General features: G+C 38.7%; 20 protein-coding genes and 2 rRNA genes. 9 read left to right on the plus strand and 13 right to left on the minus strand.

All coding sequences use genetic code 11. From position 1 onward, the window contains the following. Window positions 1-191: 191 nt before the first annotated feature. Window positions 192-1,583 carry an MFS transporter gene (locus FCI53_RS13630; protein ID WP_138419622.1) on the plus strand — a complete coding sequence of 464 codons (1,392 nt, stop codon included), beginning with the start codon at window positions 192-194 and terminating at the stop codon, window positions 1,581-1,583. A 34-nt stretch (window positions 1,584-1,617) separates the two neighbouring features. Next, entirely contained in the window at window positions 1,618-2,802 is a 1,185-nt protein-coding gene (locus tag FCI53_RS13635; RefSeq protein ID WP_138419623.1) for an amidohydrolase, read from the plus strand. Between the two features lie 80 nt (window positions 2,803-2,882). Here the strand turns inward: FCI53_RS13635 and FCI53_RS13640 are convergent, their stop codons facing one another. Next, entirely contained in the window at window positions 2,883-3,104 is a 222-nt protein-coding gene (locus FCI53_RS13640; protein ID WP_138419624.1) for a helix-turn-helix domain-containing protein, read from the minus strand. 10 nt (window positions 3,105-3,114) lie between these two features. Then, window positions 3,115-3,606 (minus strand): DUF2975 domain-containing protein, encoded by a 492-nt coding sequence (locus FCI53_RS13645; protein ID WP_138419625.1) that lies wholly within the window; start codon window positions 3,604-3,606, stop codon window positions 3,115-3,117. Window positions 3,607-3,845: 239 nt separating this feature from the next. Here FCI53_RS13645 and FCI53_RS13650 point away from each other — a divergent pair, with 239 nt between their 5' ends. Further along, complete coding sequence (locus FCI53_RS13650; RefSeq protein WP_138419626.1) at window positions 3,846-4,298, plus strand: CBS domain-containing protein; 453 nt, start codon at window positions 3,846-3,848, stop codon at window positions 4,296-4,298. Between the two features lie 66 nt (window positions 4,299-4,364). On the opposite strand, the gene FCI53_RS13655 is transcribed toward FCI53_RS13650, so the two are convergent. The 3 genes from FCI53_RS13655 to FCI53_RS13665 form a co-directional block, all read right to left on the minus strand. After that, window positions 4,365-5,216, minus strand: a complete 852-nt coding sequence (locus tag FCI53_RS13655; protein WP_138419627.1) for a creatininase family protein — start codon at window positions 5,214-5,216, stop codon at window positions 4,365-4,367. Window positions 5,217-5,264: 48 nt separating this feature from the next. After that, a complete protein-coding gene (locus FCI53_RS13660) occupies window positions 5,265-6,635 on the minus strand; it encodes an MFS transporter (protein WP_138419628.1) in 1,371 nt (456 codons plus the stop codon). Between the two features lie 243 nt (window positions 6,636-6,878). Then, window positions 6,879-7,622, minus strand: coding sequence for a helix-turn-helix transcriptional regulator (locus tag FCI53_RS13665; RefSeq protein ID WP_138419629.1), 744 nt, complete (start codon window positions 7,620-7,622; stop codon window positions 6,879-6,881). A gap of 262 nt (window positions 7,623-7,884) precedes the next feature. On the opposite strand from FCI53_RS13665, the gene FCI53_RS13670 reads away from it, so the two are divergent. Next, a complete protein-coding gene (locus FCI53_RS13670; protein WP_138419630.1) occupies window positions 7,885-9,396 on the plus strand; it encodes a glycine betaine uptake BCCT transporter in 1,512 nt (503 codons plus the stop codon). Window positions 9,397-9,467: 71 nt separating this feature from the next. On the opposite strand, the gene FCI53_RS13675 is transcribed toward FCI53_RS13670, so the two are convergent. The 4 genes from FCI53_RS13675 to FCI53_RS13690 all read right to left on the minus strand — a co-directional run bounded on the left by FCI53_RS13675 (window position 9,468) and on the right by FCI53_RS13690 (window position 12,967). Then, window positions 9,468-10,127, minus strand: coding sequence for an HD-GYP domain-containing protein (locus FCI53_RS13675; RefSeq protein ID WP_138419631.1), 660 nt, complete (start codon window positions 10,125-10,127; stop codon window positions 9,468-9,470). Window positions 10,128-10,229: 102 nt separating this feature from the next. Further along, window positions 10,230-11,162 (minus strand): EamA family transporter, encoded by a 933-nt coding sequence (locus tag FCI53_RS13680; protein ID WP_138419632.1) that lies wholly within the window; start codon window positions 11,160-11,162, stop codon window positions 10,230-10,232. A gap of 99 nt (window positions 11,163-11,261) precedes the next feature. Next, window positions 11,262-12,335, minus strand: coding sequence for an ethanolamine utilization protein EutH (gene eutH, locus FCI53_RS13685; RefSeq protein ID WP_138419633.1), 1,074 nt, complete (start codon window positions 12,333-12,335; stop codon window positions 11,262-11,264). Between the two features lie 131 nt (window positions 12,336-12,466). Continuing rightward, window positions 12,467-12,967: a GNAT family N-acetyltransferase gene (locus tag FCI53_RS13690; protein ID WP_138419634.1), complete on the minus strand. Its 501-nt coding sequence runs from the start codon at window positions 12,965-12,967 to the stop codon at window positions 12,467-12,469. 176 nt (window positions 12,968-13,143) lie between these two features. Here FCI53_RS13690 and FCI53_RS13695 point away from each other — a divergent pair, with 176 nt between their 5' ends. Further along, a complete protein-coding gene (locus tag FCI53_RS13695) occupies window positions 13,144-13,605 on the plus strand; it encodes a staygreen family protein (protein WP_138419635.1) in 462 nt (153 codons plus the stop codon). Between the two features lie 63 nt (window positions 13,606-13,668). On the opposite strand, the gene FCI53_RS13700 is transcribed toward FCI53_RS13695, so the two are convergent. Continuing rightward, window positions 13,669-14,706 (minus strand): zinc-binding dehydrogenase, encoded by a 1,038-nt coding sequence (locus FCI53_RS13700; protein WP_138419636.1) that lies wholly within the window; start codon window positions 14,704-14,706, stop codon window positions 13,669-13,671. Between the two features lie 155 nt (window positions 14,707-14,861). Here FCI53_RS13700 and FCI53_RS13705 point away from each other — a divergent pair, with 155 nt between their 5' ends. The 3 genes from FCI53_RS13705 to FCI53_RS13710 are packed head-to-tail and all read left to right on the plus strand — an operon-like array spanning window position 14,862 to window position 15,984. Continuing rightward, window positions 14,862-15,551, plus strand: coding sequence for a helix-turn-helix transcriptional regulator (locus tag FCI53_RS13705; RefSeq protein ID WP_138419637.1), 690 nt, complete (start codon window positions 14,862-14,864; stop codon window positions 15,549-15,551). A gap of 21 nt (window positions 15,552-15,572) precedes the next feature. Then, a complete protein-coding gene (locus FCI53_RS21510; protein ID WP_171038182.1) occupies window positions 15,573-15,746 on the plus strand; it encodes a hypothetical protein in 174 nt (57 codons plus the stop codon). Between the two features lies 1 nt (window position 15,747). Then, window positions 15,748-15,984 (plus strand): hypothetical protein, encoded by a 237-nt coding sequence (locus FCI53_RS13710; RefSeq protein WP_138419638.1) that lies wholly within the window; start codon window positions 15,748-15,750, stop codon window positions 15,982-15,984. 124 nt (window positions 15,985-16,108) lie between these two features. Here the strand turns inward: FCI53_RS13710 and FCI53_RS13715 are convergent, their stop codons facing one another. Next, on the minus strand, window positions 16,109-17,320 hold the full coding sequence (locus FCI53_RS13715) for a YecA family protein (RefSeq protein WP_138419639.1): 1,212 nt from the start codon (window positions 17,318-17,320) through the stop codon (window positions 16,109-16,111). A gap of 193 nt (window positions 17,321-17,513) precedes the next feature. Here FCI53_RS13715 and FCI53_RS13720 point away from each other — a divergent pair, with 193 nt between their 5' ends. Next, entirely contained in the window at window positions 17,514-18,752 is a 1,239-nt protein-coding gene (locus FCI53_RS13720; RefSeq protein WP_138419640.1) for an endo-1,4-beta-xylanase, read from the plus strand. Between the two features lie 138 nt (window positions 18,753-18,890). Here the strand turns inward: FCI53_RS13720 and rrf are convergent. Both rrf and FCI53_RS13730 read right to left on the minus strand, forming a co-directional pair. Next, window positions 18,891-19,006, minus strand: a 5S ribosomal RNA gene (gene rrf / locus FCI53_RS13725). A gap of 204 nt (window positions 19,007-19,210) precedes the next feature. Beyond that, window positions 19,211-19,610: ribosomal RNA gene (locus tag FCI53_RS13730) — 23S ribosomal RNA — on the minus strand; the annotation flags it as partial.

Raw genomic sequence — 19,610 nt, forward strand, 5'->3', positions numbered from 1 at the left:
CTTTCTCGACGACATAACAAGCGCACAGTGCCTTCAATGATCGTTTTTCCTCCCCTAATACATATCTTTTATTTTCCAAAAATTTAGAACAATAGTACGGGGGTATCATTGTATACTATTTCGTTTAAAACAAACAGTAAGTGAAAAGGAAAATACGTTTTCCCGAAAAATAGATTATAGGAGGAGGTACCATGACTACAGATAAAACCACTTATAAAGGTACAAATACCATGATTGCAGGGATTGTGTTTGGTGTAATCACATTCTGGCTGTTCGCTCAAGCCATGGTCAACATCGTCCCTGCCGTACAAGAAGATTTAGGGGTGAACCTAACTACGTTAAATATTGCCATCAGTCTAACGTCCTTGTTCTCGGGGATGTTTATTGTCGTAGCAGGGGGCTTAGCAGATCGAATTGGTAGAAAGAAAATCACCTATCTTGGATTGATTCTTAGTATTATTGGATCGTTAGCACTTGTCCTTGCACAAGGGGCCATCCTTTTAATTATTGGACGGGTATTACAAGGTATATCTGCTGCATGTATCATGCCTGCAACGATTGCATTGATGAAAGCATATTTTGAAGGAGAAGAACGTCAACGTGCATTAAGTTACTGGTCCATCGGTTCTTGGGGTGGTTCTGGTGTGACATCTTTTGCAGGTGGTGCGATCGCTACCTACATGGGGTGGGAATGGATTTTTATCTTTTCCATTATCTTCGCTATACTTTCAATGTGGTTAATAAAAGAAGTTCCAGAGAGTAAAGCCGAGACATCTGGTGATTTTAAATTTGACTTTGGTGGATTAGCTATTTTCATTGTCACCATGTTAGCCATCAACATTGTGATTACACAAGGGGCTGATTTGGGATGGACAAGCATCACAACTATTGTATTATCAATTGTCGCGATTGTAGGAGTTATACTTTTCGTTCGCTATGAAAAAAGAGTTGAAACAACGCCACTGATTGATTTTAAATTATTTGAAAATAAACCTTATACAGGTGCTACCATTTCAAACTTTTTACTAAATGCGGTAGCAGGTACATTGATTGTTGCTAATACGTATGTCCAAGTTGGACGTGGATTCACGGCGTTTCAATCAGGGATGTTATCAATTGGCTATTTGGTAGCCGTTCTAGCTTTAATTCGTGTTGGGGAAAAAATTATGCAACGTGTTGGTGCAAGAAATCCGATGATTTGGGGCACATTGTTAACATTAGTTGGAGTTGCTGTCATGGGATTAACCTTCTTACCAGGTTTTATATACACCGTAACTGTTTTTGGTGGATTTATTCTATTTGGGTTAGGCCTTGGAATGTATGCCACACCATCAACGGATACAGCAGTATCTGCTGCACCAGATAGTAAGGTTGGGGAAGCTTCTGGTATTTATAAAATGGCTAGTTCATTAGGGAATGCATTTGGTGTTGCCATTTCTGCAACGGTGTATAGTGCAATCGTAGCATATAGTTCTGTCCATGTTGCAGCGACAGCAGGGATCATTACTAATGTGATCTTTGCTGTTCTCTCATTGATTTCGATTATGACTCTTGTCCCTAAGAATGTTGGCGAAACCAAATAGTTAGACGCGAAAAAAAAGAAAGGAGATTAATCAAATGAGAGAAAAGTTAATGGAATTGCTTGAATCACGTGAAGAGGAAATGATTAAGATTCGCCGCCACTTACACGAAAATCCAGAACTTTCATTTAAAGAAGAAAAGACGGCGAACTATATCGCTGACTTTTATAAAGATAAAGATGTAGAGATTGAAACAAATGTAGGGAATGGTCCCGGCATCATTGTAACCATCAAAGGGGCAAAACCAGGAAAAACAATCGGACTTCGTGCAGATTTTGATGCACTGCCTATTAAAGAAGAAGCTGATGTTCCTTTTAAATCTAAAAATGAAGGTGTCATGCATGCTTGTGGACATGATGCCCACACCGCTTATCTGCTTGTGCTTGGGGATTGTCTTATACAGTTGAAAGATCAACTACAAGGTACCATAAAATTGATTCACCAACACGCAGAAGAACAACCTCCAGGTGGTGCAAAAAGTATTATGGAAACTGGTAAGCTTGACGATTTAGAAGCCATTTTTGGAATCCACGTTTTACCACTTGGTCCAGCTGGTACAGTCGGCTATCATGCAGGGTATTCTTTTAATGGGAGAACGTATTTTAAATTAGTCATTAAAGGGCAAGGTGGCCATGGTTCTTCACCAGATAAAGCAAATGATTCGATTGTTGCGGGGAGCCATTTTGTCACAGCGGTTCAAACCATTGTTAGCCGTAGAATCAATCCATTGCATGCTGGTGTGGTGACGATAGGTTCATTTGATGGGAAGGGATCCTTCAATGTGATCAAAGACAGTATTGAAATCGAAGGAGATATTCGCTATTCCAATAAAGAAGTCCAAGAAGTCATTGAAAAAGAATTTCATCGGATTGTGAAAGGAATTGAAGCATTATTTGGTGTTACCTGTGAATTAACTTACACACCAGACTATCCACCATTATACAATGATCCAGAATTAACAGATTTTGTCGCCGAAACGTTAAAAACTGCAGAGGATAAAGACATTAAAGAGGTGAAAGAATTCCCTAAACTATCTCCTTCCGAGGATTTCGCCTATTATTTAGAAAAAATTCCTGGTTCCTATTTCTATATCGGCTGCACACCTAAAGACGTGGATGATCCATACTTCAATCACCATCCAAAATTTGATATTGATGAAGATGCCATACTTGTCGCAGCAAAAGCAGTAGGACATGTAACCTGTAGTTATTTAGATAATTAAAGGAAAAAAGCGCAGAGACAGTTCTTTTGCTTCCTTTTTCGTATCCGTGGAAGCAAAAGAACCCCCCCTGCCCGCTGCTTCTAATCTATTGGATGATCATCATTTTTGTACTCCAAAATATCACCTGGTTGGCAATCCAATGCTTTACAAATTGCTTCTAAAGTTGAAAATCGAACTGCTTTGGCCTTCCCATTTTTCAGTATAGAGAGATTTGCCATTGTGATTCCAACTTTCTGTGAAAGTTCAGTTACACTCATTTTCCTCTTAGCTAGCATTACATCAATATTAATTATAATTGCCATTGTAATCACCTCAAACCGTTAAATCATTTTCAGATTTTATATGGATTGCTTCCTGCAGAAGTCTTTGGAGAACAGCAGCAAAGACCGCAATTACTATCGAAGCGCCCATCACAACCAATCCAATCAATATTAAGCCTGGTGCGTCATCCCATTCGGCTATAATATAGATCAATGGTAGAGCCACCAGATATAAACCACTAATTGTGATCGCACAGAGTTTGATTTTTTTAAGTGCTATAACAGAATTTTGAGAGAAAGCTTCACTTTTATCAATATAACTTAAAAGCTTTAACGCTTGGTACAATGCAACGTAAAAAGGTACCGCCGATCCATATAAAATAATTAAAATGCCAAATACTACATAAGCCAACTCTCCCCCCTTTTGGGCTTGCTCGATTGCTTCCATTGCTATTTGAGGCAACAAAAACAGACACAAACCAAGCACTGGAGCACCGATTAGAAAAACAGCTATCTTTAAAAACAACGTTGATCCACGTTTCATAAAAAGCACCTCATCCTTTTAGTTTCTTATTGATTCTAACAATAAATTTATCGTAAATCAATAAACTTTTATGGGACATGGGGACAGGGCACTTGTCCCACTTCTCCAACCGTGGAAAATCCAGGAAGCAGTAGATCGTCCCGAACTTCCGCTCTTTTTCTTAGATACGGGGGATGATTTATGTTAAAATAAAACAGATAAATATGTATGCGGTTTCATAAGTGGGAGTGGGAGAATAAATGAAAGTACGCGATTTCATGATTACAAAGGTTTACACAGTAAAACCTTCCAATACTGTGAAAGAATTAGTCAACATCCTTAATTCCAATCAGATTGGTGGTGTGCCAGTTGTTGACGATCAAGATCATTTAATCGGCATGGTATCAGATGGTGATGTACTACGCTACTTATCCCCTAAGCCAATTGGTTTTGCTGGGCTTGTTTATGTTTTAGAGGGAGGAGAATTTACGCAAGTTTTACGAGAAAAACTTGATACACAGGTAAAAGACATCATGACAAAAAGAAGAGTCCTGTCTGTGTCTCCTGATGAAGAGTTTGAAAGGACGATTCAATTATTGTCGCAACATCGTTATAAAAAACTCCCTGTCGTCAACGGGGTCGGACGCGTTATTGGGGTTCTAAGCAGAGGAGATTTAATTAATAATATATCCAATAAAATTGTTTTATCATGAAGCGAAGGGACGGTTCATGCGCTTCTTTTTCATGTCTAAGAATCAGAAAACCGCCCCTGTGCTTCCTTATTTAGGAAGCCATTGTCCATATTTTTTCAAGCTATTGCTTTTGGTGTATTCATCAACCTCGCGCAGCGACTTTACTACACTTGACATTTCTAATTTGGCAACAATTTCACCAATCGCTTCCACACCAGATTTAGCATATTGGTCACGTTCTTCTGGCGTTTTTAGTAACGGGGTATATAAATGATCTGAAGGTTGATCGAAATAATATCCCACCGCACCGGATTGATATGCAAATTTTCCCAGTGGACTTGCTGGATTGTCTGCATTTGCTTTCATCACCTTTTCTAGATCATAGCTAACTGAGTTAGATTCTGGTACGTTTAAAGGAACGTCTTCTAACCGACCTAATACGGAATATGCCCCGATAGCCATATCATTAAATTTCTCTAAGAAATCAAACGATAAATTCTTGATAGAGTTGATTGCCATGATCATATCCATATAGAGGATAGGAGCTTTCGTTCGATCAAAAAAGTCTCTGATCATTGGGCTGACCGTTAAATAGGCTGGACCGTGCATTGTCACATATACTTGACGTCTGAATCCTTGATTTAGTAAAGATTGAGCAATTCGGTCTAAATAGGCAGCACCATCTCTGGTACTCATCTGAACAGTACCTCTACCAACAGGAGTAGCTCCCGCAAAGAAATATGGTAAATTATGGAGTACTAATCCTTCTGTTTTTTCAGCCATTTTTAAAGCAAATGCTTCTGCAAGTACGGTTTCTGAATCAAGTGGTAGCGCCCCATGTGTTTCAGTTACTCCTACTGGTACAAAAATAAGATCGTTTCTATCTAAATACTCTTCTACTTCACCATTAGTTAATTTTGATAAAAATCTTGTACGCATATTACATTCTCCTATCTAATGAATAATATTTTTCTCAATATGTTCAAATTAAGCTGTTCGTTTGGATTCTAATACTTGATACATTTCATTTGTTCGATCATTATTTAAATTAAAAATAAATAATAATCCGATTAACATTAGAGCAAATGCTACAATCGGAAGTCCGTTATACATACGTAATACACCAGTAGCAACCTCTTTCGATTGTGATTCAACACCTGACTGGAATCCAACCCAACCAAGTGCATAACTACCTAAAGCGGATCCAATTCCCATTCCAACTTTACGTGAGAACGAATAAATCGAATAAAGTGTTCCATCATAACGCTTTCCTGTTTGAAGTTCTGTGTAATCCAAACAATCTGTTACTAATGCCCATACAATCATGACAAACGTCATATTAGCTATTGTTGCAATATTGTATAAGGCGATATATACATAAACATTTTCAACAATAAAAATGGTCAAAAGTGCTGAGCCGATAATACTAAATGATGATGTCACAATTACGATATTACGCTTGCCAAACTTCGCCACTAGTTTCGGTACGAACAGGAATAACGCCAAGCTAACACCAATTTGTACAAATGAGTTAATCGCAAACGCACCTGGATTATTATAATATTCAGCAAATACAATTGAGGCTAATTGTGTTACCCCATTAATCATAATTAAAGATCCGACCGAAGCAACCATCATACCTATTAACTGTCTGTTTTTAAATGTGGCAATTAATGCATCTTTAAACTTATAATCTGATTTTTCACCAGGTTGCTGATCATCTCGAACACGTTCTGTTGTCAGTCTAACGAGACCCGTATAGGCGAGTAACGATCCAATAGCAAAAATAGTGGCTACGATAAAGAACGCATCAGGTACAACTGCACCAGTATTATCATAAATAAACATCGGAACGATTGACATTGCGCCAATCCCAACAATCATTCCGCCGATGGCACGTGCACGAGATAGCTTAGTACGTTCTATCGGATCTTGTGTAATAACCGCCGCAAGCGACCCGTAAGGAATGGAATCTGCTGTATATGCAATACCGTAGAATAAATACACCACAACTACCCAAACATGTGTCGCGGTTGATCCCCAACTCGACACATCTGCAAACGCTAACAAAACAGAACCTGCTAATAACCATTTCGAAACGTTAATATATGGAAGGAATTTATCTCCACTTTTTCCAAGTTTCCAACGGTCTGGAATACTTCCCATTGCCACATCGGTAAATGCATCAAATATCCTCGATACTAGAAACAACGTCCCCATAAAATAAGGGCTTACGCCTAAGACATAGGTAGCAAATACTAAAAAGAAACTTCCAATATAAAGGTTAACGAAACTTCCCCCAACATCACCTAACATATAACCAAATTGGTCTCTAACTCCAAATTTTCTTTGTTCCATTTGGATTCCCCCTGTTTCTGCCGCTTTAGTGTTTTAGAAGTGTATAAACCACCTTTTGTTCCTAGTACAACAAACCACCCATTTGTTGACTATACAAATTAACAATAAGTTTTTAAATGGTTTATGACTTCTGCTTCTATCATAACGCAAGCGCTTACACTTGTTTTCTAATTATATTACAATTTTTTACACTAAAATTGCATTTTCCTAAAACAGGGAACACAACCACGATCAATCAGCCTACTACCTATATTTTTCTTGCTCATTCTGCTCCATATACTTCTTCTTTAATTTTACCGGTGACATCCCTTCTACACCTTTGAAAATTTTCGAAAAGTATTGAGAGTTATTAAATCCAACCATAACGGCTATTTCTGTCATGGAAAGGTTGGTGTGAATAATAAGTTCTTTGGCTTCCTTCACACGTTTTTGATTACGATAATGGCTTATGGTTATTCCTTTTTCCTTTTTAAAGGAACGCATGAGATGTGATGGATGTACATGTAAGTCATGAGCGATCTGTTCGATGGTAAACTCTTCCGCAAAGTTCATTTCAATATAAGCAACAGCCTTATCGACAATGGTTGGATCATTGATTTGGTTATATCGAATCGATGGATCCATATATTCTTCAATCATATTGGAATGAATCGTGTCCAGATTGGCTATTGTATCCGTATGTTCGATCATAATCGCATATTTTTCAGACATGAAATGAGATGTTGTAGCATGTAGTCCCCCTTTTTCTGCGCTATAACTATAGAGAGTGTTATGTGATAAAAGAAAATTTTTATAGGACCGGAGTCTATTCTCTGGGATTCTTTTAAAAAGATTTAGTGTATCGTGTTTCATTATGTTTAAGATTTGACCTTTGTATTTGTCCAACATTGACCTATCACATAGTTGAATTGCATTTAGAAACTGTTCTCTGATTTTATGGCCTTCTACTATTCCTTCATTTAATTTTCTCCGACTACTTGATTCCATCGGCAATCCTCCTTACTGCAACAGACTTTTGCTATTTGCCATTTGAGACAATTCATTTCTATTATACATGTAATAAAGCAAAAAAAGGCTTGGTTTGTAGACGGGCTATTTAGATTATGGACTATTTGTGACAGTTTGTTTTCTAAAACCTATGCAACCCTATGCCTAGAAAGCAGTAGAACCGTGCCTGTGCTTCGGTGCATGAAATGGACAAAAAATGAAAATACTAGTACCTAGGTTAGTACGTATTGGAGGTAATGGGATGAAACAACGATATATAGTATTTTACATTTCACTATTTATACTTTCTTTGCTCGTTATTACTGGGATTATTATTCCTGATACATTAGAGGCGATTACTTCTAATATTCAGGCAATATTTTCTGACGCATTTGGATGGTATTATTTATTCCTCGTCACGATTATACTTGTGGTCTGTATCTATTTACTCATTTCACCTATTGGTCGAATTAAACTAGGAAATCAAGATGAAAAGCCGGAATTTTCCAGACCTACTTGGATTGCGATGTTGTTTAGTGCTGGAATGGGGATAGGGCTTGTCTTTTACGGAACGTCAGAACCCATCAGTCATTATGCCATTAGCTCTCCTACTGGTGAAGTTGGTACCGATCAAGCTATCAAGGATGCACTTCGGTTTACGTTTTTACATTGGGGGATTCACGCTTGGGGGGTCTATGCGATCGTTGCACTTGCGATTGCCTATTTTCACTTTAGACATAACAAATTAGGGTTAATTAGTGCAACGTTGTACCCCATTTTCGGTGATAAAGTGAAAGGCAAAACAGGAAAAGCGATTGACGTCTTTTCTGTTTTGGCAACTGTCCTTGGTGTTGCAACATCTCTCGGTTTTGGCGCAGTTCAAATCAATGGTGGTCTTTCCTATCTATTTGAACTACCAAAAACTGTTTGGATGCAATTTATCATTATTGCCATCGTTACCGTTCTTTTTTTAATATCAGCATGGTCTGGATTAGGTAAAGGGATAAAAATATTAAGTAATGCGAATATGTTTTTAGCCGGTGCTCTATTTTTACTAATGTTTGTAGCCGGGCCAACCTTGTTTCTTTTAAATTTATTTACGGATACGGTGGGGTCCTATATTCAAACGCTACCAGAGATGAGTTTCAGAATTGCACCTTTAAATGAAGATATTCGTGGTTGGATTAATGGGTGGACCATTTTTTATTGGGCATGGTGGATTGCTTGGTCACCATTTGTCGGTATTTTTATTGCTCGAGTTTCTAAGGGCAGAAGTATTAGGGAATTTGTGTTTTTTGTACTATTAATACCTTCTGTCGTGATCTTTTTATGGTTCTCTATATTCGGAGGGGCTGCCATTTCACTTGAACATAATGGGATTGCTGAAATATCAACGTTAACTGCAGAAGAATCGTTATTTGGTGTCTTTTCGAACTATCCATTTTCGCTAGTAACATCCATTACTGCCATGGTGCTTATTGGGTCCTTTTTCATTACATCTGCCGATTCAGGAACCTATGTATTAGGTATGATGACAACAAATGGATCTCACTCTCCTGGCAATGCAGTAAAATTCACATGGGGGATCTTGCTGTCTACAATAGCCCTCGTCCTCTTATACACGGGCGGTCTTCAAGCCTTAGAAAATATGATGATTATAGCCGCTTTACCATTTTCCGTCATTATCGCAATGATGGCCATAAGTTTAATGAAAGCCTTACGACAAGAAGCAAGACAACTCGGAATCGGACGCATAAGAAGAAGAAAACCATAATTTGTGGGACATGGGGACAGGGCGCTTGTCCCAGTGATGGGACAGTGGCCCTGTCCCTATGTCCCATTTTTTCAATTATCCGAAAATATTATTTCTATCATTTCTTTGTTCTCAGCCCATTCTTCAATTGGTGGAAAATTTATCTTTTCAACCAGTTTCTCAAACCTTTCAACTAGATCTCCATCAAATTGGGGCCAAGAACATCGCTTTAGTTCTGCAAAGGCACCTCGATAGGTAAGTAGACTTTTATTATAATTTCGCCGATCAATTGTCATTGTATCAAAAGCATCACAAATGGAAATGATACGACCTTGGACAGAAATTTCTTCTCCCTTTAACCCTCTGGGATATCCATTCCCATCCCACCGTTCATGATGGTCACGTACAAACACAGCCGCTCGTGGAGAATGGAGTGTTTTTCTTAAAATATTATTTCCAATGGTGCTATGAGCCTGTATGATTTGAAACTTCAATGCATTTAATTTAGATGGTTTTAAAAGTATATCTTTAGAAAGCCCCATTTTGCCAATATCGTGTAATAAGCTTGCTACTTTCATATCTGCATCATTACAATTAACGGATTTAGCCAACAAAATTGAAAACTGCATCACTCGTATGGAATGATACTTAAAAACACGTAAAACCTCGTTATCCTGTGAAATACGATTAAACAGATTTTCAGCATTTTTATAAACATCTTCTAAATCATGAAAGTTGTTCAAGTAAAACATTCCTTTTCTCTTAATTTGCAAACACGCATACCATCAACTGTGGGACATGGGGACAGGGCACTTGTCCCAGTGGTGGGACAGTAAACCTGTCCCCATGTCCCATCATATTACTTCTTTTTCTATGTCAAAGGAAGCTTGAGAATCGTCCCTTTGTTTCTCTTCTTCGGTATTCCCATAGAGTTGGTTGATCATGATTGCTGTAATAATCAATAGGATACCTATCCACTGTGAAATACTGACAGGTTCTGATAGAAAAATCATTGCTGCGATGATGGTCACAGGTAATTCAATCGATGTTAACACATTGGAGAGGCGGGATGAAATGAGCGGTGCTCCCCCAGCGAAAAACATAGGCGGAATGACTGCTCCAACTAATGCAACACCAGCACCAATACTCCATAATCGACCATCAGTCAAGTCAATGGTTGGAACATCTTGGATAAAAAGAATCATTACTAAAATCAACGAACCACTTACCATGATCGAACTTCTGACTAAAGGATGGGTGTCGGTTTCTACCTTGCCACTAAAAAAGATAAAACCAGCATAAGAAACACCAGCAAAAAAACCTAGCACTAATCCTGCAATTGAAAATTCAGAAACATCTCGCCCAATGATATTGGATGCAAACACAACACCAGCTAAAGTAACGACCAAAGCAACGATGTTCACTTTTGTAGGTTTACTCTTGTTAAAAACCCATTCATAGATCATCCCAATCCATACAAATTGAAAAAGAAGAATAATAGCTAAAGAGGCTGATAGATATTGCATCGATGCATAGTATAGAATGCTAGTTAAACCAACAAAAGTGCCTGTCATCATAATCTTCAACAAAGACTGCTTTGTTAAACCTTTTACACGTAAGCCTTTAAAAAGACACAATACCCATAGAAATAAGACAGCCACCACCATTTGAGTAATATTCAATTGCCCCAGAGAATAGCCATACTGAAATCCAGTTTTAACAAAAATTGGTGTAAAGCCAAAACATGCAGCGCCTAGCAACACCAACACAATCCCTTTTAGTTTCATACTACCACTACTCCCTTCTCTAACATGGGAAGCGCGAGGACGGTTCTTCTGCTTCTTTCCATGCATAAGGAAGCAGAAAAACGTCCTCATGCTTCCTCCCTAAGCTGTTTTGGTTGCAATGATGGCTAATAGGATGGCACTCATCCCACCAACAAGTTTTCCGATGATCATCGCAATCACAATCTCTTTGTTGATACCAGCAACGAAACCTAAATGCCCCCCAAACACAAAGGCACCACTTACAGCAAAAGCTACATTTATAGTTTTTCCCCTTGGTTCCATCTCTTTAAGAAGAGAAAACATTGGAATGGCATGTGCTATTGCTGCCGTTAATCCAGCTGTTGACATTTCGCTAATTCCAAGAAGTCCCCCTAGTTTCTTCAAGGGGCTCTTAAAAGCAAATGATAGAAAAGCAACCATTGGAAATGCACCCGCAAGGAACAAAGCGATCATTGCAACAATTTCTATCCCCTCCATGAGTGGGGTTAAATTTGGGATAATGGTGAAACCTGTGAGAGTTTGAACACTTATTGCTGCTAGACCAATAATCGCGATGATTTCTATCCCTTTTGCAAAAATAGAAAAGCCTGCAATCATTTTGTCGGTATATTTCCATAGTCCGAATGCAATGAAAACAGACAAGAGAGTGGATGGAATTAAGTTTTTTATAATCATAATGATATCTAAACTAGCTACAAGCCCACCAACGAAACACCCAACAGGAACCGTAATTAATCCTAACAAAATCCCTTTAGCAAAATATGGGTGATCTTCCTTGGTAATGATGCCTAATCCAACAGGGATCGTAAAGGCAATTGTTGGTCCCATCATAGTACCTAAGAAGACCCATGCAAATAACTCTGCTTCTCTACTTTCAGACATTTCTGTCGCTAACGCATGTCCACCCATATCAAGTGCTAAGATTGTATTAGCAAATGCAGCTGGATCCGCTCCAATTAATCCATAAATAGGGGCAATGACAGGCGTCAACATCGATGCAATCACTGGTGCTAAAGAAATTATCCCGACCATCGAGAGTGTAAGGGATCCCATTGTTTGAAACCCCTCTGTAAAACGTTGCCCTACCCCCCATTTATTTCCGATACATTTATCAACGGCTCCCAAACACAAAAAGCCAACCACAATGAAAATAATAACGTCATTAATCCCCATAAAATCTCCCCAATACCTTCAATGCCTATATACTAACATATCTCGAAGTACAGGGTCGGTTCTGTTGCTCCTTTCATAAAATTGGAAGCACAAGAACCGCTCCCTGAGCTTATCAGTCCCTGTGCTTCCCATTACAAGTTTCGTTGAAATGCTTTTACAATAATATCGTCATCTATTGGTTTAAAATCATATTGTGGCAATCGTTGAAATCCTAGTCGTTCATAAAGTTTGATGGCGCCTGTCATAAAACTTCCTGTATGTAATCCAACTGAATTATACCCCTTTGCTTTCGCTCGACGACAGCATTCTTCCATTAAGGCTGTAGCAACACCTTTTCCGCGCGAATATGGATCTACAGCTAACACTCTGATTTCTGGATATGTAATTTCTTCCTCAAGTCCATCGTACGCAACTGCATGAGCTGGGAATAAAGCAACACTTCCGGCAATCTTCCCTTCGATTTCAGCAACCATCAATTCTACCCCTGGCTCACTATCAGCATCCGATGAAATAGAGGCTTTAAGTGCTTGCCAATGCTCCTCGTTAATCACATTTTCATATACACGATAAGCGTCAACACGCTGATCGCGTATCAATGGGATTTCTTCTTTCTTCGCATCACGTATTCTCATGATACAAACCACCTACCTATTCTTTTTTTATGACCTGTCCCTTTCCCTATTAAAGTCACTCCGTTGATCATACCTATTCGAATTCTGGTAAGCAAGAATTTTAATTTAGCACTAAAGCATGCTTCCTACATATAGTACATTATATTATTGTTTTCCGATTATATAAGGAGGATTTTATGTCATTTGATCCCAAAAAGTTATACGTAAATCTGATCACTCCAGCCACTCACACAAAACCGGTCATTGGCAGAAAATATACACTTACCCACTCTGATGAAACCGGGGAATTATTTCTTGACGTTGGTTATAGGTATAACGATCAAGCAATCAATTGGAAAATGCGTGATGAAGTGATAGCGGAGTGGTCAATCAATCCAACCAATCAAATTTCTTTAGTAGAGTATGCTTATGTTGACAGTGGGGAATACAGTAAAGAGGAAGCAACATACCGCTTTCAAATCTTCCAAAAAGAAATGGCTACCGCTCTTAAAGGAATTATGAACGGAGATCGTACATTTATATATATGTATCCTTCTCTTCTCTATAAACCCATTTATATTTTTTACCATTCCATTTATCCTGAATACAATCAAATTTTCTATTATGGTCAACCGATTGACTATCTATCTGGTGCCTAAACTTCACCATGCCATGCATGCAAAAGAAGGAAGCATGAGAATCATCCCCATGCTTCCTTTTGATTAGTTAGTAAAATCGGTGACGACATAGGTTCCTGTTGTTTTAAAATTACTCATATCATGAAAGATACCTTCCACCTCTGATAAAGCAATCTCCCCTGTGACCATATTGCCTGGATTTAGCTTTCCTTGACCTACCATACTTAACATCGAGGAGAAACGGTGAGCTGGCATGCCTAAAGTAGTGATGAATGATTTCTCCGCCATGACCATTTCATCAACTGGAACGCTGATAAAGCCAGCTTCTTTCTTCGTTGTCACACCAATTTGTAAATGACGTCCACCTTTCTTTAAGCTATTAATCCCGCTTAAACAAGTTTGAGCAATGCCCAATGCATCAACAGATACATCTGCACCACCATCCGTTAATTCTTTCACTGCCTCAACAGGATCTATGTTTTTACTATTAATAATGTCACTTGCTCCCATTTCTTTTGCTAGTTTTAAATTCGCATCATTGATATCCACGCCTATCACACGGGCTCCCATTGAGGAAGCGATGTGAACGGCGGACAGACCAACACCACCACAACCATATACCACCACGTTTTCACCAGGCAACACTTGTGCACGATCAATGACACCGTGATAACTTGTCATAAACCGACATCCCATCGCTGCTGCATCGCGAAAACTAATTGAATCAGAAATATGGACCACATTTCGATCACCCTGAGGAATCCCAACATACTCTCCATATCCACCTTCATACGCTACTCCAGGTACTAAGAAGGAATCACATAGATGAGTCTCCCCTTTTAAACAATGTGGACAAGTTCCGTCACTTCCAGAAAAGGGAACAATCACTCGATCTCCCTTTTTGAAGTTTTTGACATTACTCCCCACCTCTTCAACAATTCCAGCAAATTCATGACCAATGATCGGCTGTGGTATCGCCTGGTCTCCTGCCCACATATGCCAGTCACTGCGACAAACGCCATTTGCCATATTTTTAATAATAATACCGTCATAATCAATGGTTGGGTCTGGAACATTCTTTACTACCGTCTTTTTAACACCTTCAAATACCAATGCTTTCATAGTACCATCTCCTCTTTCTTATTTTAGACAAAAACAAGGAAAGCGGTTACAAAGTTGCAAATAATCTTTCTTGTGATTAAATTTTATACTATTTATAAAATTGTGATAATTCCTTTTTTAGTTCGATATACTATATCCAAAAGGAGGTAATATACATGGCCTTAACCTATACCGTACAAGAGCAAATCGAACATATTAAGTCTTTACAATCTCAAGAAAAACAGCAGATTGCCATTCTTGATACCTTCTTAACCCATTTCCCTGTACTTGATATCTTCCTTTTTCGTTACTCGCATATCGGTTCCCTTGGAGAAGGAATTATTTCCATTAATGAGCACCACCAGCTTCATTACATAAATGATCGGCATGATGTTCGTTCCCTACCCACGATTCATTCAGCTATTCAAAAGGGAGAGGCTAAATTTTATGAAACAAGAGAGATTTTTGAAAAAACAAGTAGTCTCTACGTGGTTGATCCTGACATTCACTCGTTTCTAATTGTTCCAATCGCCTATTCATCCCACACGCTAGGTTATATGTATAGCACAAAAATGGAAAAAACCATTCCATCCAGTAAACTATTAGCCATGACACAGTTTGGTCAAGAATGTGGTGATCTGTTAAGACAGTCAGATGGAATGACCAATCCATCAACCTTAAGTAAACGTGAATTACAAGTTATGAAAAAAATTGCGGAGGGTGAGACAACAAAAGCAATAAGCGCACAACTTAAAATTAGTGAAGTAACTGTTAAACAATATGTTAAATACGCACTACAAAAACTAAATGTCAACAACCGTCCCCAAGCAATCGCTGAAATGTTTCGGAAAGGGTTAATACGGTGACGTAGTTGGGAAGGGGTGAGAATGCCTGTAAAACAATGGATTGTTGCGGTTGTATCACCTATACGCACGGGACATGGGGACAGGGCACTTGTCCCAGTGGTGGGACAGAAAACCTGTCCCCATGTCCCATTATATGTTTACTTTTTCTTCACAGTGGGAAGGCAACTAGTAAGACAAGCTAATAAGGAGAGATAACATGCGAAAAAAGAAAGAGCTTTTTATTTCGACAATAAGTGCAGTTGGTTTTGGTACGCTTACATTCCTAGCATTGAATCCCAAGAACAAAGAAAACAAAGCAGATAGAACGGTGAGCACTCTACCTATTAAAAAAGCAGGAGTACCAGAAATCGATCATAGTGAAAATGCAAAAATGGTTTCAGAGGGGTCTCAATTTGGGGTTGACTATTATAATAAGTGGCAAGAAGCAAATTAATTGAACCTACTTGGAAGTATAGGGGGGCTTCTCTACGCGGTTGAATCGGTAAAGCGCTCAACCGCGTAGGAAAAAACCTGAAACAAGTTCTTTTCTCTAAAAAAGAACCACCCCCATGCATCCTTTATTTACCACAGCATTTTTTGTATTTTTTCCCACTTCCACACGGACATGGTTCATTTCTACCAATTTTAACAGCCTTTGTTGGTTCATTAAGATTGCGGTTGGATTGTGCAGTTGATAATGGTTGTAAATGTTTCGTCTCCTTTTCTCTTAATTCTGTTGACATATATCCTTTAAGAAACCATTCTCTCGTGTTATTCATCAATTGGACAACGTGATCCATTAAAGCTTGTACCGTCGCAGCATTATTAAATTCAAATTGATAACTTAAAAACTGCATCACTTCATTAGGCCCCTGACCAATCCTAGTGGCATAGACACATTCTTCCACAAGACTTTCCGCATCTAGCTCGTTTATTTCATAATTTTGTGTAAGGAAGCTCACTAATTGTTTATAGCTGTCATTCTTTTCTACATAATCATGTGCACCAGCTGTAAGCAATTGTTGTTTTGTAAAAGGATAATAGGCGAGACTACTTCGTGACTGTTGTTCTTGAATGACCCTTTTTGGATCAAACACTCGCTTATTTGAGAAGCCATTTTCATCTTTATAAAAAAATTCATGGTATGTATTTGCATCATATAGGACAGAAAAATATTCCATTTCGTCGATCGTTTCTTCGGTATACTTCTCTATCATTTGAATTAGTTGCGATTTTTTTAGCGTTCCATAATAATACAATAGACCGTTCGTCAGTTTGATCCATTCTGTATTTCTGTTTATTTTAGCTCGGACATTCACATCATTATTTAGCTCCATGATTGGCTCAATAAGTTCTGTAGGTATAGTCAATACCTTTTCCCCATCAATTTTTCCAGAAAAAATCAACCCTTGCGTACGAAAATATGTCACTTGACCATCATCGATAGTTGATGCCTTCATCTGTCCACCATTACTAGCAATCTTGGTTAGTATTTCAAATCGCTCACTGTCCCATAAACGATGGATATTCTTAACATGATTCATTATACTATCCTGCAACACCATGATCAGGTCTGCTTTTTTCAAATTACTTGCCCTTTTCACGTCTAACCTTTTCCTTATAAAATCAAGATCATATTTTGGAAATCTATTAAGTCCCTCTTGTAGAGTAAAGGGAACGCTTATTTCCGCCCAATGCTTTTGATACAGCTTTTCCTCCTGTTCATATTTTAAATCCTTTAATCCGTTGATCGCTCTCATCATCATTTCTTCCAAACTCTTATTACTCATACAATCGTTCCACCTTTCTTCTCCCCCTATTATAAACGAAAAACTAGACAAGAGAAATAGTGGGAAAGGGGACACTGTCCGACACAACATAGTTTACTGCATGAACAAAGTTTGTTAAAATTTATTTAAAGCGTGAAATCGCTTTCTGATTAAGTTGTTGGTTGTGAATCTAATCTTAATGGAGGTTGTTGTAATGGGACAAACAAATGAACTTGCTCATCGTATGGCTTGTAAAACGATCAAACTTGTGGATGCAACTGGAAATCCACTTGCAGGAAAGAACATTACATTGAAACAGATAAACCATGAGTTTTTATTTGGTTGCGGTATTTTTGATGTCATCGAACTCGCAAACAAAAATGGATCATCATCAGATAGACTTGCATATTTAGAAGATAAACTAAATAAGTTCTTAGATGTATTTAACTTTGGAACACTACCCTTCTATTGGGGAGGTTTCGAGCCTGAACGAGGTAAACCTCAAACAAAAGAACTGTTGACCGCAGCACAATGGTTGAAAGAAAGAAATATAGAAGTGAAAGGGCATCCGCTTTGCTGGCACACAGAAACCGCTCCATGGCTATTGGATCTAAGCAATAAAGAAATCTTAGACGCACAGTTTGCTAGAATTGAGCGCGAATTAACAGATTTCAAAGGAATCATCGATATGTGGGATGTCATCAATGAAGTTGTGATCATGCCAATCTTTGATAAGTATGATAATGGAATCACCCGAATTGCGAAGGATCTAGGGCGTGTTGGGATCGTCAAAGAAATGTTTGCCAAAGCACGTGAAATTAATCCTAATTCAACCTTATTAATCAATGATTTTAATACATCGGTTAACTATGAAATTTTAATTGATGGTTGTTTGCAGGCAGGTGTTCCAATTGATGCAATTGGAATTCAGTCCCATCAGCACCAAGGCTATTGGGGGCGTGAAAAATTGGAAGAAGTACTAGATCGTTTCTCACACTTCGGCCTTCCTCTTCACTTTTCAGAAAACACACTGACTTCCGGACATCTAATGCCACCTGAAATTGAAGACTTAAATGATTATCAAGTGGAAGACTGGCCGTCAACGCCGGAATTTGAAGAACGTCAAGCAAGAGAAGTGGAAGAAATGTATTCAATTTTGTTTAAACACCCTCAGGTTGAGGCTATTACAGCCTGGACATTTAGCGATGACGGTGCATGGCTGGGTGCTCCTGCTGGATTTTTAAGAGAAGATAATAGCCCTAAACCTGCCTATGACGTACTTAATAAACTAATAAATGATGACTGGAATACAACAATCACCTGTCAAACAGATGCCGATGGTATGGTCACTTTCGATGGCTTCCTAGGGGAATACGAACTTATTTGTGATAATAAAAAAGTAAACTTCAAAATAGAAAAAAATCAAGAAACAGAACAAAAACTAACCATTTAGTGGGACGTTATTTATCCTATTTACTCATCCAAGTTCTTAAAAATTTGCCTATCTCTAACATAATTTTTTTATTTTTGTGAATTTGACTTTTTACACAAAAAAAACCTTAAAGATATTAATATCTTTAAGGTTTTTTTTGCTTAGCGGCGTCCTACTCTCGCAGGGGCAAAGCCCCAACTACCATCGGCGCTGAAGAGCTTAACTACTGTGTTCGGCATGGGAACAGGTGTGACCTCTTCGCTATTGCCACTAAACAATGGTGTATTTAATTAGATATGTACCTTCAAAACTAGATAAGAAAGTCTCAAGACAATCAAACATTTAAAAACAGTCTAGCTCCGACTCCCAGGTCCTCGCTGCTATAAGCAATTCACCTTCATGTGTCCAAGATCATGACACATTACGGCGCCTTACTTATCCAGTCGGACCTAACCGGTCGTCTCCGCTTCCTAAACAATATAGTTAAATCCTCGATCTATTAGTATCCGTCAGCTGCACGTGTCACCACGCTTCCACCTCGGACCTATCAACCTCATCGTCTCTGAGGGATCTTACTCATTTAAAATGATGGGAAGTCTCATCTAGAGGTGGGCTTCATGCTTAGATGCTTTCAGCACTTATCCCTTCCACACGTAGCTACCCAGCCATGCTCCTGGCGGAACAACTGGTGCACCAGCGGTGTGTCCATCCCGGTCCTCTCGTACTAAGGACAGCTCCTCTCAAACTTCCAGCGCCCACGACGGATAGGGACCGAACTGTCTCACGACGTTCTGAACCCAGCTCGCGTACCGCTTTAATGGGCGAACAGCCCAACCCTTGGGACCGACTACAGCCCCAGGATGCGATGAGCCGACATCG

Source organism: Aquibacillus sediminis (genome assembly GCF_005870085.1).
In the GTDB taxonomy this organism is placed as follows: Bacteria; Bacillota; Bacilli; order Bacillales; family Amphibacillaceae; genus Aquibacillus_E; species Aquibacillus_E sediminis.